This window comes from Methylobacterium sp. CM6241, assembly GCF_054817845.1.
On record NZ_CM139246.1, the window covers coordinates 620323 to 635328 of the forward strand.

General features: G+C 68.7%; 11 protein-coding genes. 6 read left to right on the forward strand and 5 right to left on the reverse strand.

The window, feature by feature from the left end:
- Positions 1–441: 441 nt before the first annotated feature.
- The 3 genes from ACYQR9_RS02955 to ACYQR9_RS02965 form a co-directional block, all read right to left on the reverse strand.
- A complete protein-coding gene (locus tag ACYQR9_RS02955; protein ID WP_461228632.1) occupies positions 442–1305 on the reverse strand; it encodes an SDR family oxidoreductase in 864 nt (287 codons plus the stop codon).
- On the reverse strand, positions 1302–2378 hold the full coding sequence (queG, locus tag ACYQR9_RS02960; protein ID WP_461228633.1) for a tRNA epoxyqueuosine(34) reductase QueG: 1077 nt from the start codon (positions 2376–2378) through the stop codon (positions 1302–1304). The genes ACYQR9_RS02955 and queG overlap by 4 nt, the downstream gene beginning before the upstream one ends.
- A gap of 137 nt (positions 2379–2515) precedes the next feature.
- Positions 2516–3208: a glutathione S-transferase family protein gene (locus ACYQR9_RS02965; protein WP_018041671.1), complete on the reverse strand. Its 693-nt coding sequence runs from the start codon at positions 3206–3208 to the stop codon at positions 2516–2518.
- A gap of 206 nt (positions 3209–3414) precedes the next feature.
- Between ACYQR9_RS02965 and ACYQR9_RS02970 the strand changes: the two genes are divergently transcribed.
- The 4 genes from ACYQR9_RS02970 (at position 3415) to ACYQR9_RS02985 (ending at position 7356) form a co-directional block, all read left to right on the forward strand.
- Positions 3415–4218 (forward strand): undecaprenyl-diphosphate phosphatase, encoded by an 804-nt coding sequence (locus ACYQR9_RS02970; protein ID WP_056423249.1) that lies wholly within the window; start codon positions 3415–3417, stop codon positions 4216–4218.
- 240 nt (positions 4219–4458) lie between these two features.
- Complete coding sequence (locus tag ACYQR9_RS02975; protein WP_461228634.1) at positions 4459–6330, forward strand: methylmalonyl-CoA mutase family protein; 1872 nt, start codon at positions 4459–4461, stop codon at positions 6328–6330.
- Between the two features lie 65 nt (positions 6331–6395).
- On the forward strand, positions 6396–6782 hold the full coding sequence (locus ACYQR9_RS02980) for a hypothetical protein (RefSeq protein ID WP_461228635.1): 387 nt from the start codon (positions 6396–6398) through the stop codon (positions 6780–6782).
- A gap of 145 nt (positions 6783–6927) precedes the next feature.
- Positions 6928–7356: a hypothetical protein gene (locus ACYQR9_RS02985; protein WP_207412200.1), complete on the forward strand. Its 429-nt coding sequence runs from the start codon at positions 6928–6930 to the stop codon at positions 7354–7356.
- 78 nt (positions 7357–7434) lie between these two features.
- On the opposite strand, the gene ACYQR9_RS02990 is transcribed toward ACYQR9_RS02985, so the two are convergent.
- Positions 7435–10509, reverse strand: a complete 3075-nt coding sequence (locus tag ACYQR9_RS02990) for an N-6 DNA methylase (RefSeq protein ID WP_461228636.1) — start codon at positions 10507–10509, stop codon at positions 7435–7437.
- Positions 10510–10886: 377 nt separating this feature from the next.
- On the opposite strand from ACYQR9_RS02990, the gene ACYQR9_RS02995 reads away from it, so the two are divergent.
- Both ACYQR9_RS02995 and ACYQR9_RS03000 read left to right on the forward strand, forming a co-directional pair.
- Positions 10887–11692 (forward strand): IS5 family transposase gene (locus tag ACYQR9_RS02995; RefSeq protein ID WP_461228637.1). Its coding sequence is split into 2 segments (ribosomal slippage): positions 10887–11217 and positions 11217–11692, totalling 807 coding nucleotides; the frame shifts between segments, so codons are not numbered across the junction.
- A 93-nt stretch (positions 11693–11785) separates the two neighbouring features.
- Positions 11786–13252, forward strand: coding sequence for a methyl-accepting chemotaxis protein (locus tag ACYQR9_RS03000; protein ID WP_461228638.1), 1467 nt, complete (start codon positions 11786–11788; stop codon positions 13250–13252).
- Positions 13253–13315: 63 nt separating this feature from the next.
- Here ACYQR9_RS03000 and ACYQR9_RS03005 read toward each other — a convergent pair whose 3' ends face one another.
- On the reverse strand, positions 13316–14860 hold the full coding sequence (locus tag ACYQR9_RS03005; RefSeq protein WP_207412197.1) for a GGDEF domain-containing protein: 1545 nt from the start codon (positions 14858–14860) through the stop codon (positions 13316–13318).
- Between the last annotated feature and the right edge of the window lie 146 nt (positions 14861–15006).

The following is a 15006-nucleotide window of genomic DNA, read 5'->3' on the forward strand; positions in this document are numbered from 1 at the left end:
GTACTAGACGTGACTTTGCCTATACGACACATTTATTATAAACCGATGTTAGTATGCAGAGGATGGGGCCAAAATTGATCGATGGCCGGATCGCACACGGCTCCGATGAATCAAGACATGAATACCGCAATTCCATAGATCAGCGTGAATTCGAGCCGAGATGAATTCTTCCTCCTCAGATAGAGAAAGTCTTCGCAAGAAACCTAGCAGCCCGCATCGAATTTTTTTACAGCCCGATCCGAAAACCGGTCGCGCAAGGGGGATTCCTGCGGTCGGGGGCCGACTAAAAATAAACTGAAATCATTCATTCCGCCGTAGATCATCCATGCCCGAGCAAAGACGCAATCGCGACAACAGACGCTTCGCTGCCATTCGGCTCCCTCCTGTGAGGGAAATGACCGAAATCTGCGTCGTCCTCGCGATGGGATATGTTCTCGAGCGTCACGCCCTGGCATCGGCGACCAGCGCGGCCAGGCCCTCGCGGTAGGTCGGATAGGCGAGATCGACGCCGAGCTCCTCGCGGATCAGGCGGTTCCGCACGCGCTTGTTCTCGCCGTAGAAGCTGCGCGCCATCGGGCTCAGATCCGCCGTCTCGAAATCGATCTCGGGCGGCAGCGGCAGGTTGGCGAGGCCGGCGGCGTATTCGGTCACCACTTGCGGCGGCGTCGGCTCGTCGTCGGTGACGTTGTAGACCGCCTGCGCCCTCGGCCTGTCGATGGAGGCGAGCAGGGTCGTGGCGATGTCGTCCACATGGATGCGGTTGAACACCTGACCCGGCTTGATGATGCGCTGCGACTTGCCCTCGCGCAGCTTCACGATGGGGTTGCGGCCCGGCCCGTAGATGCCGGACAGCCGAAACACCTGCACGGCCTTGCCGGTCTCTTGCCCGAAGGCGAGCCAGGCCTTCTCCACGGCGATGCGGCCATGCGAGCGCCCGCTCGTGGGGTTGGGCGGCGTCGTCTCGTCGATCCAGGCACCCTGCTGGTCGCCGTAGATCCCGATCGTGGAGAGATAACCGATCCAGCCGATCCGGCTGCCGGCGATGGCGTCCCGGTAGCGGGCCAGCACCGTGTCGCCGTCGCGGGACGGCGGTGCCGAGACCAGCAGCACGTCCGTATCGGCGAGGTCGCCCGCGATCCGCGCGTCGTCCGTCTCGGGGCCGAAGCCGCGCAGGGCGACGCCGTCGAGGCCAGCGCCCGGCCGGGCCGGGTCGGTGACGGTGGCGCGGATCTCGCCGAACCGCCCCGCCGCGCGTTCGACGAAGCGGCGCGCCGTGAAACCCAGACCGAAGACGAAGAGGTTCATGCCGACGTGTTTCCCGCGTGATCGAGTGCCGCGCGCCATTCGGCGCCGACCTCGGCATCGGTTTCGCCGATGGCGTGTCTGTTGAAAAGGCCGCGCATCGCCGCCGCGTCGGTGAGGCGGCTCGACGCCCATACGGCCATGCCGCGCACCAGGGGCGACGGATCGGAGAGACAGCGTTCAGCTTCTGGAGCGAGCGCCGGATCGCCGGAATTGCCGATCGCGATGAGGACGTTGCGCAGGAAGCGGTCGCGCCCCGTGCGCTTCACCGGGGTTCCGGCGAACCGCGCCCGGAAGGCCGCATCGTCGAGACGCGCCAGTTCGGCGAGGGGAGGCGCGGCGAGGTCGGCCCGCGCGCCGAGGCGCGCCTCCGAGGCGGCGGCGGCGAACTTGTTCCAGGGGCAGACGGCGAGGCAATCGTCGCAACCGAAGACCCGGTTGCCGATGGCCTCGCGGAATTCGGGCGCGATCGGCCCCTCGTGCTCGATGGTGAGGTAGGAGATGCAGCGCCGCGCATCGAGCTGGTACGGGGCGGGGAACGCGGCGGTCGGGCAGATGTCGAGGCAACGCCGACAGGAGCCGCAATGGTCGGACTCGGCTGAATCCGGCACGAGATCGGCGGAGGTATAGATCGCCCCGAGCAGGAGCCAGTTGCCGTGCTCGCGCGAGATCAGGACCGTGTGCTTGCCCTGCCAGCCGAGGCCCGACGCGGCGGCGAGCGGCTTCTCCATCACCGGCGCGGTATCGACGAAGACCTTCACCCGCACGTCGCCCTTAGCGGAGAGGTAGCCGCCGAGCTCCTTCAGCTTGCCCTTCACCACATCGTGATAATCGCGGCGCTGGGCATAGGCTGCGATGGCGCCGCGATCCTTCAGCGCCAGCAGCGCAAGCGGATCGGCCTCGGGGCCGTAGTTCATGCCCAACATCACGATGCTGCGAACGCCCGGCCAGAGAACCGCCGGATCGGCGCGCTGGTCCGCGCGCTCCCCCATCCACTCCATCTCGCCGTGATGCCCGGCGGCGAGCCAGGCCGGCAGCCGCTCGCGCAGGGCCGGCACCGCATCGGGGGTGGTCACCCGCACCGCGTCGAAGCCGAGATGCCGGGCGCGGGCCTCGAGCGCTTGCCTCAGGGCAACGCCGGAGAGAATTTTGCGCTGCTCACGGCGGCCGGCGGCCTGCTTGCCCTCTGCCCGGAACTGGCCCGAAGGGGCGTTCAGAAATCCAGGTCCGCGTAATGATCCGCCGGGGCCATGCCCGGAACCCGGTCCGCCAGCAGCGTCCGGAAGGAGGGGCGCGATTTCAGCCGCGCGTACCAGTCCCTCGCCGTCTCGTCCTCGTCCCATGGCACGTCGCCGAGATAATCCACGCAGGAGAGGTGGGCCGCGGCCGCGAGATCCGCATAGGTCAGATGGTCGCCGGCGATCCATTTCCGGCGGGACATCAGGTAGCCGATATACTTCATATGGTAGCGCACATTGGTGCGCGCCGCACGAATGGCATGCATGTCCGGCGGACCGCCGCCATTGGCGCTGGTCATGAAGCGCTTCGAGATCTTCTCGGTGACGAGATAGCCGGTCACCTCGGCATCGAACTTCACCAGGAACCAGTCGAGCAGGCGGCGGACCTCCACGCGATCGGCGGTGGCCTCCGGCAGCAGCCGGCGCCCGGACAGGCCGAGGCCGCGGGTCTCGTCCAGATATTCGGCGATGATGCCGGCCCCCGGCACCGCGAGCCCGGTCTCCTCCACCAGGACCGGCGTCGTCCCGGCCGGATTGATGAGGAGGAACGCCTCGCGCCGGTCCCAGACCCGCTCTTCCACGAGTGCGGGCTCCATGCCCATCTCGCTGAGCACGAGACGGATGAAGCGCGAATGCGGACAGAAGGGGGAGTGGTGAAGCGTCGCCATAGAGGCCGTTTCGAAGGGGATGGAACCGCGGGACGCGCCGTATCGAGACCGCCGGTGGGTGAGGGTCGCCAGTCGAGACTTATTGCCCGATCATTGCCGCCTCATTAACACGCTGGACATGTTCCGGTAACCGCTCGTCAACTCTGATCGCCGACACCGTCCGGCGACCCCGCGCTCCCACCCCACAACAACCGAGGCGAGACATGATGGATGCCATGAGCATCGTGAAGGCGGTCGTGCTCGCCGTCGTCGAAGGCGCCACCGAGTTCATTCCGGTCTCCTCCACCGGCCACCAGCTCCTGGTCGGCCACTTCATCGGCTTCCAATCGCCCAACAACACGTTCGAGGTGCTGATCCAGCTCGGCGCGATCCTGGCGATCCTGGCCGTCTATTTCCGCCGCCTCCTCGGAATCGCCGTGGCGTTTCCGAGCGATCCGAACGCGAGACGCTTCGTCCTCGGCATCCTCCTCGCCTTCCTGCCGGCGGCGATCATCGGCGGCCTGTTCTCGAAAGCCATCAAGTTCTACCTGTTCAACCCGTGGATCGTCTGCGCCACCCTGGTGGCCGGCGGCCTCGTCCTCCTCGTCCTCGACGAGACCGACCTCGAGGTGAAGAAGCGCGACGTCTTCGACTTCACCCTGCCGATGGATTTCAAGATCGGCCTGTTCCAGTGCATCGCGATGATCCCCGGCGTGTCACGCTCCGGCGCCACCATCGTCGGCGCGATGCTGATGGGGGCGGACAAGCGCTCGGCCACCGAGTTCTCGTTCTACCTCGCGATCCCCACCATGGCCGGCGCCTTCGCCAAGGATCTCCTCGACAATTACAAGAACCTCTCGCAGGACGATGCCGGTTTGATCGTCATCGGCTTCGTCGTGGCCTTCCTCTCGGCCTTCGTCGTGGTCCGCACCGTGCTCGACTACGTCTCCTCCCACGGCTTCCGGCTGTTCGCGTGGTGGCGCATCATCGTCGGCTCGCTCGGCTTCGCGGGGTTGATCCTGTTCGGCTGACGAACCCGCCTCGCGGCTCCGGACCCGCGCTCGTGCCGGGACCCCGGGGCCCAGGCGCGGGCAGCAGGCTCGGGATGCAGCAGGTTGGGGACTTGGCTCCGACCTTCGTTTTTCTTTGAGTCCGCGCTGATTTCTTTGATGAGTCGGGCGTGTTGCCCGGCAAGCCTCGCCGTGCGAGGGCTGTCGCCGACAGCGTCCGGCCACGCGCGGCCGGCGGAAGCGTGCGCCAAGGCCCTGACGATGGACAATCGCCCCCTCGCCGACCTGTTCCCCACGCCCACCCGTGAGCGGTGGCTCGGCCTGGTCGAGGGCGTGCTCAAGGGCGGCGATTTCGAGAAGCGCCTGGTCTCGAAGACGGCGGACGGCATCCGGATCGAACCGCTCTACGAGCCCGCCGCGCCGGTGGCGCAGCCCATGCGCGCGCCCGGCCCCTGGCGCATCGCCCAACGGGTGGACCACCCGGACGCGCAGGCCGCCCGCGATCTCGCCATGGCCGATCTCGAAGGCGGCGCCGATGCGCTGAACCTCGTCTTCGCGGGCGCGGTCTCGGCGCGCGGCTTCGGCCTCGCCGTCGACGACGTCCCGGCCCTCGACACCGCCCTGTCGGGCGTGATGCTCTCTCTCATCGCAACGCGGCTCGATGCCGGCGGGCGCGGGCTGGAGGCCGCCCGTCTGGTCAAGACTTTGGCCGCGCACCGCAACGAGGATCTCGGCAGCCTCGACCTCGATCTCGGCCTCGACCCGATCGGGACGCTCGCCGCCACCGGCCGCCTCGACGCGACGCTCCCTGAGATCGGCGCGGCGGTCTCGGCGCTCCTGTCGGAGTTCGACGGAGCCGGCTTCACGGGCCGGGCGATGCTCGCCGACGGGCGCCCCTATCACGAGGCAGGGGCCAGCGAGGCGGCGGAACTCGCCGCCACCCTCGCCACGGCCGTCGCCTATCTGCGCATGCTGGAGGCCGGCGGGCACGACCTCGCCCGCGCCCGGGATGCCGTCGCCATCCTCCTCGTGGCCGATGCCGACGAGTTCCTGACCATCGCCAAGTTCCGCGCCATGCGCCGCCTCTGGGCGCGGGTGGAGGCCGCCTGCGGGCTCGACCCGAAGCCGCTGCGCCTGCATGCCGAGACCGCGTGGCGGATGATGAACCGGAACGACCCGTTCGTGAACATTCTGCGCACCGGCATGGCGGCCTGTTCGGCCGGATTGGGCGGTGCCGATTCCGTCACCGTCATCCCCTACACCGCCTCGCTGGGCCTCGCCGACGCCTTCGCCCGGCGTGTCGCCCGCAACAGCCAGATCGTCCTGATCGAGGAATCCAACCTCGCCCGCGTGGCTGATCCGGCGGCTGGGGCCGGCGGGTTCGAGGCGCTCACCGAGGAACTCACGACCACGGCCTGGGCCGCCTTCCAGGCGATCGAGCGGGAGGGCGGCATCGTCGCCAGCCTGCAGGCCGGCGCGATCCAGGCCCGGATCGGCGAGACCCGCGCCACCCGCGCGAAGAACGTCGCCACGCGCCGCGAGCCCCTCACAGGGGCGAGCGAGTTCCCCTTCCTCGCCGAGAAGCCGGTGACGGTCCTCGACCTGCCACCCTCCGATGTGGTGGCGCCCGCTTTCGCCCTCGACGGGGCCAGGACGATCACCTGCGAGGCCCTGCCCTCCTTCCGCCTCGCGGAGCCCTATGAGGCCCTGCGCGACGCGTCCGACGCCCATCTCGCCGAGACGGGGCGGCGCCCTCGGGTGTTCCTGGCCAATCTCGGGACGGTCGCCGTCTTCAACGCCCGCTCGACCTTCGCCGCCAACGCCTTCGCGGCCGGCGGCATCGAGGCGGTGAACGAAGAGGGCTTTTCGGAGAGCGACGCACTGGCCAGGGCTTTCGCCGCATCCGGCGCGCGCATCGCCTGCCTCTGCTCATCGGACGCCCTCTACGCCACTCACGCCGTCGCGGCGGCCGAGGCTCTGAAGAAAGCGGGCGCGACGACCGTGTACCTCGCCGGCAAGCCCGGCGATCTCGCGGAGGGGCTCAAAGCCGCGGGGGTCGATGCCTATCTGCACGCGGGAGGTGATCTCCTCACGCTGCTTCAGGCCGCCTTGGGCGAAGCCACGACAGCGTGAACCGCAACCGATACGCGATCAGGGACGTTCCCAGCCCCGATCACGTCCTTGCAGAACAGGCTACGATGCGACGCTTCCTTCTTGCCGCCGGCACCCTCGCCCTCCTCACGACGTCCCTCGGGACCACCGAGGCGGCCACGCGGAAGGTCTCGGTGCCCAACCGCTACGACGGCGCCTGGAGCATCGAGGTCATCACCCAGGACGGCCCCTGCGATCGCGCCTATCGCTACGGCGTCCGGATCGCCAAGGGCGAGGCGAGCTATCCCGGCGGCGATTTCGACATCCGGGGGCGCGTCTCCGGCAACGGCTCCGTGCGGGCGACGATCATGCGCGGTTCCGACGGTGCCACCGTGGTCGGCCAGCTGGATCGCGGCGGCTACGGCAGCGGCACATGGACGAGCAACGGCGCGATCCGCTGCTCCGGCCGCTGGAACGCCGAGAAGCGGGGCTGATCCGGCCCCTGTGATCGGCCGGGCACAGTCGGCTCACGAAATCTCGCATCGCAGGTTTCGGGGCGCACCGTGCCCTGTTCCTGTCCAAGTCTTCGATGAATACTTGGGGCGAATCGATTTCGATCGACCTCGAGGTATGTGCGCGATGAAAGCTCGGCTGCTTGGCGCTCTCTTGACCCTTGTCGCGACGGCGGGTGCCGCGAACGCGGCGCCCCGCACACCCGGACACGCCCATGCGACCATGGCGCCGCTTGAGCGCGCCGCCACGGATTGCTTCGCCGAGACGGTGATGGCCAACCCGGCCGCCATGCGCCACGCCCGGGCGGGCCGCTGGTACGAGGCGGCGGGAATCATCGGCTTCCTCTGCCGCCCCGAGGTGGATGCGATGATCCGCACCCATGACCGGCTCTTCGGCAACGGCACCGGCCAGCGCTATTTCAAGGCCGCCTATACCCGCCATCTCGGCGGCGAGCTCGCCATCCGCCTCCAGCCGATGCTGGAACGCACGGCGGTGGCGACCGCCGAACCGCCCGCCGACAGGACCGCCCCGGAAACCGGCGACAAGGCCCAGTAGCGGCCTCGAACCGAGCCTCGCCGGGTCGGCTCACTCAGGCCTGTCCGCGCGGCGGCGGTCGTCCGCCGGGCCTCGGTATCAGGCGTCGACGGTCTCCTCCTCGTCGCGGGCAGGAACGGCCTCTTCGTCCGGTAGGGCGAGGCGCGGATCAGGCCCGAGGAGCGTCTCCACCAAAGCGTCGATACGGGCCGACACGCCCTCCTCCCGCAAGGCGTCCCGCACCAGGGCCCTCGCCTTTTGGAACGAGGCCCCCATGGGCAGCGCGACGTCGGCCGCCACCTCCTCCGCCACCGCGCCCTCCGCCGCCAGCGCGGCATGGACCGCCTCGCGCGGGTCGAAGCGGGGGATCGGAAGCGTGAACATCAGCTTGTCGAAGTCCCGCGCGCCCTGCTCACCCCGGCTCTGCAGATGGGCGATGCGGATGCGAGCCGCCTCGCTGTTGAGGATGGCGATAAGGAAGCGGGCTTCGTCCTCGGAAGGAATGTCCGCCCAGTAGAGTTTGTGGTCGATGATTCCCCGGCGATCCCTGACGATACAGGCCGCGGGCCATAATCCGGCCTTGGCGAAGACCACGCGAATGGGCGGCAGCGGAAATTGCGAGCACAATCCGCGTTGGAAATTCCATCGCTGCTTGAGGGTGATGCGTCCGGCGCTGTGGTGCGCCCAGCTTGCCTCGGCTTGTCGCATCCAGGCTCCGAGACGGTTCACACCACGATCGCTCGCCTGTTTTGCGTCGAGAACATCCCCATCGGACGCCACGGGCACGATGCCCTCGAATGCGTTCAGAACGCGGAACGACGCGATGGATTCGCCCAGATAGACCGGCCGGACGTAACCGCTTTCGACAGCCCCCTGTTGAGCGGGCAGGTCTCGCCAAGGAGCTTTCTCCTGTGGGGACCGCCTGCTTCTCAAGAGCGGCGCTGCGGCGTTGCCGCCGAGACGGCCGGACTGAACGCGATCCACCAGACACAGCATGCGCGGAACGAGGGTCGCCCCTTGATGGAAGAGCGGGCGATAGGGCGAGCCCGCCTCGAAACTCGCCGCCACCGGCGCATCGGCCTGATCCTGCCGCAAGCAGCGATCCGCCACCTCCTCGGGCACGTCCTTGAAGGGAAGGCGCCCGGCGAAAGCCGTGACCCGCATGGGCGTCGGCCGGGCCTCCCCCGCCGTGACATCGGCGAACAGGACGCAGGTGGGAACCCTGAACAGGGGCGAGACGGCCTGGTTGTCGAGAACCCAGGCGTCCGAGAACGCGACACGGACCTCGGTCCAGTCCCCGGTGCGGAAGGCGCGGAACTGGCCCCGGCTCATGGCGGCCAGCGGCAGCACCATGGCGACCCGCCCGCCCGGCCGGTCGCCCTCCGGCGGCCGGACATAGAGTTCCGCGGCGCGTGCGAAGAACAGGCCCGACAGATCGGTCTGCGTCACCAGCCGCGCCTCGTCGGGGCCGACCCAGATGCCGAGCCGGCGCGCGGTATCCCGGAACAGCGCCTGCAGGGCGGGCGCCATGTAGCGGTAGGACAGCCAGGGCGGGTTGCCGATGACGACATCGACCCTGGCGCCGTCCGAGAGTGCCACCGGTCGGCTGAGGTTGCGGGCGAAGAAACCCCAGACATGGTCGCGGCCGGCCCGGCGCAGGCGGTCGTAGATCGTGAAGGTGGTGACGAGCGTCGCGTGCTGCTCCGCCGCGACGCCGAGCCCCGCGAGCCCGCGCGCGAAGGCGTCCGCCGTGCGGCCGGCCTCGCTGGCATCGTGCATGGCGGTGACGACGCGGTCGAACAGGGGCGGATCGGCACAGAGGCCGAGGGGAAAACGCAGGGTCGGCGCGCCTTTGCGGCCCTCGCGGGGGTCGCGCGGCACCTCGACCACGAGGTCGCTCTCGAACGCGTCGCGCTTCACGTTCCATTGCAGCGCATCGCCGAGATAGACCGGCAGGGAGATGTCGCCGCCTCGCCCCGGCAGGGCGTCGCCGAGCGCCAACAAGTTTGTGACGCGGGCGAAGATGACGGCCACCGGATGGACGTCCAGCCCCGTGACCGAGGCGCAGCAGCGCGACGCGATCTCGGTGAGGGGCACGCCCGCCGCGATCAGGGCCTCGCGCTTGAGGCGCACGGCGTGGAACAGGAAGCTGCCCGAGCCGCAGGCGGGGTCGAGGCAGGTCTGCTCGGCCGGCCGGTCGAGGGCGCGCCGCACCACCTTCCGGGCGAGCCAGTCGGGGGTGTAATATTCACCGAGATCGTGCCGCTGCGCCGGATCGATGAGGGATTCGTAGAGCACCTTCAGAAGGTCGACATCGACGCTGCCGAGGTCGAACCGGGCGGCATGCGCGGCCAGGCTGGCGACGATGGCCTCCCCGCCCGGCGCCTGGATCACCCAACCGAAGAAATCCGTCTCCACCGCGCCGTGGACCCCCGCCTCGTGGAAGGCGCGCCCCGACAGCAGATCCTCGGGCGAGCGCCCGGTGGCGCCCATGGTTCCGGCGGCGATCGCCTTGGCGAGGATGACCAAGTAGGTGTGCTGGAGCCAGAGCGTGTCGTCGTCGATGGCCTTGCCGTAGACGAAGCCGAGATGGCGCGACCAGAGCTGCCGCTTCAGGACCGCCTCCGGGTCCGCCGCCAGCGCCTCCCAGGCCTTGGCGAGAAGGCCGAGGGTCCGCGCGAAGGCGGCGCTCTGGCGGCCGAGCTCGTTGGTGATCCCGGCCGCGTCCGCCGGCAGCCAGTCGAGGACGGCGATGACGCCTTCGAGCCAGGCGGTGAGGTCACGGGCATCCGCCAGCCTCACCTCGTGCTCGGTGAGCCGCACCAGGACGCCGTCCCGCATCTCGTAGGCGACGAAGCTGGCGCCGTCGGTGGCGAGCCCCACGTAACGCTGGCCGGTGGCCCCCTCGCGTTCGGGCAGGTAGCGGGTGAGCTGGGCCTCGGCCTCCTTGCCCTCCCGGCGCAGGTCGGACTTGATCTCGATGATCGTCCGGCCGAGCAGGGCATCGAGACGGCCCCTAACCTCAGGTATCTTTCTCTCGAAGAAGATCTGCTCGCTCTTGGCGCCCAGCGCCTCGGTCAGCAAGCGGTAGAGCAAAGCCCTGACCTTCTCATGCCCCGGACGGATCGAGAGTTCCGCGACGATCGCGCTCAGGGAATCACCGTCGATCGACATCCACGCCTCCTCAGGAGAGAGGAGCGGGTTAGTATACCTCAGGTTGTCCATCAAGGGTCGAGCGCACGATGCCTGTGGGGAGGCCGCCCTTGCCGATGGGCGAAGGGCGAAGGGCGAAGCGCGGAGAGGCGATCGAGGATGGCGAGGTGAGCCTGGGGGAAACCCGTCGCGGGTACGTTCCGAATTCCGCACGGACCGGAACCGCCATGAACTCCCGGCACCGTGGGCGGTCGCGCCTGATCTTTGATGAGAATTTGCGCAGGATTGATACCAAATTACCCAGTCGCGCGGGATGAACCGAAGGCTTGATCAAGGAAAGGGACGCTAAGAGCGTCTAACAGAACGGCACGAAGCTGGAAGTTCAGCGTTGGTTTGGCATGGCCAGACCGCTTCTCCCCGATGATCTCTGGGATGAGATCGCTCCGCTCCTCCCGCCACCTCGGCCCCGTCCGAAGGGCGGGCGTCGTCCGATCGAGAACCGGGCCGCCCTGACGGGCATCCTGTTCGTGCTGCGCTCGGGTCTGCCGTGGGAGATGCTACCGGCCGAGATGGGCTGCGGCTCCGGCATGAGTTGCTGGCGGCGGCTGCGGGACTGGCAAGCGGCGGGCGTATGGAGCCGCCTGCATCACGTGCTGCTGGAGCGCCTGCACGCAGCGGGTGAGATCGACTGGAACCGGGCTTGCCTGGACAGCGCGTCTGTCCCGGCTAAAAAAGGGGGTCTGCCACCGGCCCGAACCCGACGGACCGGGGGAAGCCGGGCACGAAGCGCCACCTCGTCACCGACGCGCGCGGCACGCCGCTCGGCTTCTGCCTGAGCGGGGCCAACAGACACGACACCGTCATGATGGCGGCCACCCTCGATGCCATTCCGCCTCTGCGGAGTGGTCGACGAGGGCGACCGCGACGCCGTCCGGACAAGCTGCACGCCGACAAGGCCTACGATGCCCGACCCCGCCGCCATGAGTGCCGGGCGCGGGGCATCGTCCCGCGCATCGCGCGGAAGGGTATCGAAAGCAGCGAGAAACTCGGTCGGCATCGTTGGGTCGTCGAGCGTACCCACGCGTGGTTCAACCGCTTCCGCCGCCTGCCCGTCCGCTACGAGCGACGTGCAGACATCTACGAGGCCTTCACCAGCCTCGCGACCAGCCTCATCACTCTCAACCAGATCAAACGGTTCTGTTAGGCGCTCTAAGTTCCGGCTGCAAAGAGGCTGCCGACCGAGCCCGGCTTCCGGTCGCCCGGACCGACAGGCTCGCAAGGCTCGCATGAGGGTTTCATGGTCAGGTCGATCGTCGACGGATGGCTCGGCAGGAGCGGTCGGCGGCGGGAAGAGAACCCACCTGCGGCCGGGATGCTGTCTCACGACCTCGGCGCAGTGCTCGCCTTCCTGAACGCGATTTCGCGCGCCTGCACCAACGCGCCGACGCCGGAGGCCGCTATCGTCGATTGCCTCGCCATCGTCGGCCGCTTCACCGAATGGCCGATCGCCCATGCCTACCGACGCATGAATCAGGACGGCGTGGACGCCGGTGGAATGGGCGCCGCGGGCGGAATGGTGTCGATGAGGGCGTGGTACCTCGCCACGTCCGACGAGCCGGGGCCGGCGGACGCCTTCGTCGCAAGTTCGGAGCGGGCGGTCTTCGCCCCCGGCCAAGGGCTGGTGGGGCGCGTCTGCGCGGAGGGACGCGCGATCTCCTGCGAGGACGTGACGGTTGTGCCCGGCTTCGTGCGCGCGACGGCGGCGCGGGAAAACGGCGTACGCGGCTGCTTCATGTTTCCGGTCCGCATCGGCGACAGGGTCGAGATCGTGCTGGAATTCTTCTCCCGCGAGAAGGCGGAGTTGAACGAAGCCCTGCTCGAACTGATGGCCTACGTGGCCGACCGCCTCGCCATCACGATCACCGACCATGCCCAGCGCGAGCGCGTCCGCTCGCTCATGGCGGCCCTCGACGGGATCGCCTCCGGGCTCGCGGACACGACGATGCAGGTGGAGGCGGGCGCCCGCACGGTCCTCGCCGTGGCCGAGACCGTGGACGAAAGCCGGGCCCAGGCGGACCGGGCGAACCTCGCCGCCTCCCGCGACATCGACGGCGTGTCGGATGCCGCTCAGGGCCTCGTCGCGCTCTCGCGCGAGGCGAGCGCCCATGCCGGACAGGTCGAGATCATCGCCGACCGGACGGGCGGCATCCTGGATCAAGCGGTGGACGTCTTCTCCGAACTCCAGGAGCGGATCGCCGGCATCGGGCAGATCAGCGACCTCATCGGCACCATCGCCGCCCAGACCAACCTCCTGGCCCTCAACGCCACGATCGAGGCGGCCCGCGCGGGCAACGCCGGACGTGGCTTCTCGGTGGTGGCCGCGGAGGTGAAGGATCTCTCGAACCGGGTCAGCACCGCCACAGCCGAGATCTCGCAGCAGATCGGTCGCCTCAGGGAGGTCGCCGCCCAGTCGACCGCCTCCCTCGCCTCGGTGCGGAACGAGGTGACATCCGTCCGCGTCAACGCTGCCGACATTTCCCGCGTCAGCGCCTCCCACCAGGAGGCTGCGGGCGGCATCGCCGAAGGCGTGTCGCGGGTGCGCGGCACGATCCTCGAAGCGACCCGCCACCTCGACGCCCTGCGCGCCACGACCGAGGAAGCGCTGGCCTCGTCACAGGCCCTCGGGGCGACATCCGGCCACCTGCGCGACCAAGGTCGCGACCTCGGCGAAGCGACGCGGCAACTGGCCGTCTCGGCCCGTTGAAGGCCTGTGCCAGGATCGCGGTCCCAATCGCTCCGCATCGACCGGGGGTGGTGATGCGCTCTGTCAGGCGCCCGCCAGACGAAAGCTCGCCTGCCGCCGGTCCGCCTCCCCGCGACGGCGCTCGACGCAGCGGGTCTGATTGCGGCCGTTGGCCTTGGCCTCGTAGAGGGCCGCATCGGCGAGACTGTACAGGTCCGATGGCGCCAGGGGATCGGTCGCGGGCGCGCCCATGGTCGCGACGCCGATGCTCACGGTCACCGATCCGGCTTCGATCCCGGCCGCCTCCACCGACAGAAGCGCCACCCTGGCATGGACCCGTTCGGCGATGCGCAGGGCTTCGTCCTTGTCGCCGTCCTGCAGCAGGATCACGAATTCCTCGCCGCCCACTCGGCAGACGATGTCGGCGGGCCGGTGGATGCTCTCCAGCAGGCAGCGGGCGAGGCCGCGCAGCACATCGTCACCCACCGCATGCCCGTAGCGGTCGTTGAAACGCTTGAAGTGGTCGGCATCGATGGCCAGAAGCGCGAACGGACGGGTCGCGAGGGCGGCGTCGCTGCGCAGGGCGGCCAGGGCCTCCTCGAACCGGCGGCGATTGGGCAGGCCGGTCAGCGCATCGGTGCGCGACTGGCGGGCGAGTTCGATCTGCATCGCGGTGCGACGCTCCAACTCCCGGCCGAACAGGAGCGAGAGGCCGATGGTCAGGCCGCACAGCACCACCACGATGGCGCTGATGACGATCGCCTTCGCGCGCCATTCGGCCTCGATCTCGTTCACCGCCAGGGCGACGTTGAGGATCAGCGGCAAGGTCGCGACCTGCGTGAAGGCATAGTTCCGCTCGACCCCGTCGCGGGCGGATGGGGCGACGAAGCTGCCGCTGCCCTCCCGCACGAATCGTTGCAGATTGGACGAGCCGGCGATGCTCAGCCCGATGTGGGAATCGATATACGGGTAGCGCATGATGCGCGTGCCATCGCGCAGGTACAGGTTGATCGCGCCCTCGCTCCCGAGGCCGAGGCGATCGAACAGCCGCGTGAAATACGACAGCTTGAGCGTGCCCAGCACCACCCCGCCGAAGGACCCGTCCGGCTTGTCGACACGGCGGCTCAGCACCATCACACGAGCGCCGGTCAGGCGCGACAGCAGCGGCCGGCTGATGAGGAGGCCGAGGCCGGCCCGGGCTTTGTGGGCCTGGAAATAGTCGCGGTCGAAATTGTTGACGGGGCGCGCCGGGATGGCCTGGCCGTCGAGGATACTGTCGCCCTTCTCGTCGAGGACGAGGATCACGCCCATATCCTGCGCGGTGATGGCCCGGTCGAACAGGATCAGCTGGCGCAGGTCCGGCGAGAGATTGGCCAGAGCGGGCAGTTTCAGGTTCTCGATGACGCCTTGCAGCGAGAGATCGATGATCTCGATGTTGCGGGCGATGTCGCGTTCGATGACCTGCAGCAGGTTCTGGGAGGTCTGCTCGGCCTTCTCCCAGGCATCCTGCCGGAGGTCGAGCAACATGATGGCCGACACGACGAGCATGCCCACAGGCGCCAGGATTCCGAAGGCGATCCACGTATGCGCCGACTGGAACCTGCGAGCGAGTCGTCGCACCAGGATCATCTCACCCCCTCCCAAGCCCCCCTCGGGGTCTTGGTTCTGACAACGCCGCCCTCGCTCCCGCCAGGACGCCGTCCCTGTCACGATACCTAGGACGAGGCATCGTAAGCCGGATGTCTTAAGGCCAGGTTGCCGAACCCGGCAGCGCT

Excerpts from the sequence above, each read along its gene's own strand:
- ACYQR9_RS02955 (WP_461228632.1), bottom strand. The coding sequence starts at position 1,305 with ATGAACCTCTTCGTCTTCGGTCTGGGTTTCACGGCGCGCCGCTTCGTC.
- ACYQR9_RS02965 (WP_018041671.1), bottom strand. The coding sequence starts at position 3,208 with ATGGCGACGCTTCACCACTCCCCCTTCTGTCCGCATTCGCGCTTCATC.
- ACYQR9_RS02970 (WP_056423249.1), top strand. The coding sequence starts at position 3,415 with ATGGATGCCATGAGCATCGTGAAGGCGGTCGTGCTCGCCGTCGTCGAA.
- ACYQR9_RS02975 (WP_461228634.1), top strand. The coding sequence starts at position 4,459 with ATGGACAATCGCCCCCTCGCCGACCTGTTCCCCACGCCCACCCGTGAG.
- ACYQR9_RS02980 (WP_461228635.1), top strand. The coding sequence starts at position 6,396 with ATGCGACGCTTCCTTCTTGCCGCCGGCACCCTCGCCCTCCTCACGACG.
- ACYQR9_RS02985 (WP_207412200.1), top strand. The coding sequence starts at position 6,928 with ATGAAAGCTCGGCTGCTTGGCGCTCTCTTGACCCTTGTCGCGACGGCG.
- ACYQR9_RS02990 (WP_461228636.1), bottom strand. The coding sequence starts at position 10,509 with ATGTCGATCGACGGTGATTCCCTGAGCGCGATCGTCGCGGAACTCTCG.
- ACYQR9_RS03000 (WP_461228638.1), top strand. The coding sequence starts at position 11,786 with ATGGTCAGGTCGATCGTCGACGGATGGCTCGGCAGGAGCGGTCGGCGG.
- ACYQR9_RS03005 (WP_207412197.1), bottom strand. The coding sequence starts at position 14,860 with ATGATCCTGGTGCGACGACTCGCTCGCAGGTTCCAGTCGGCGCATACG.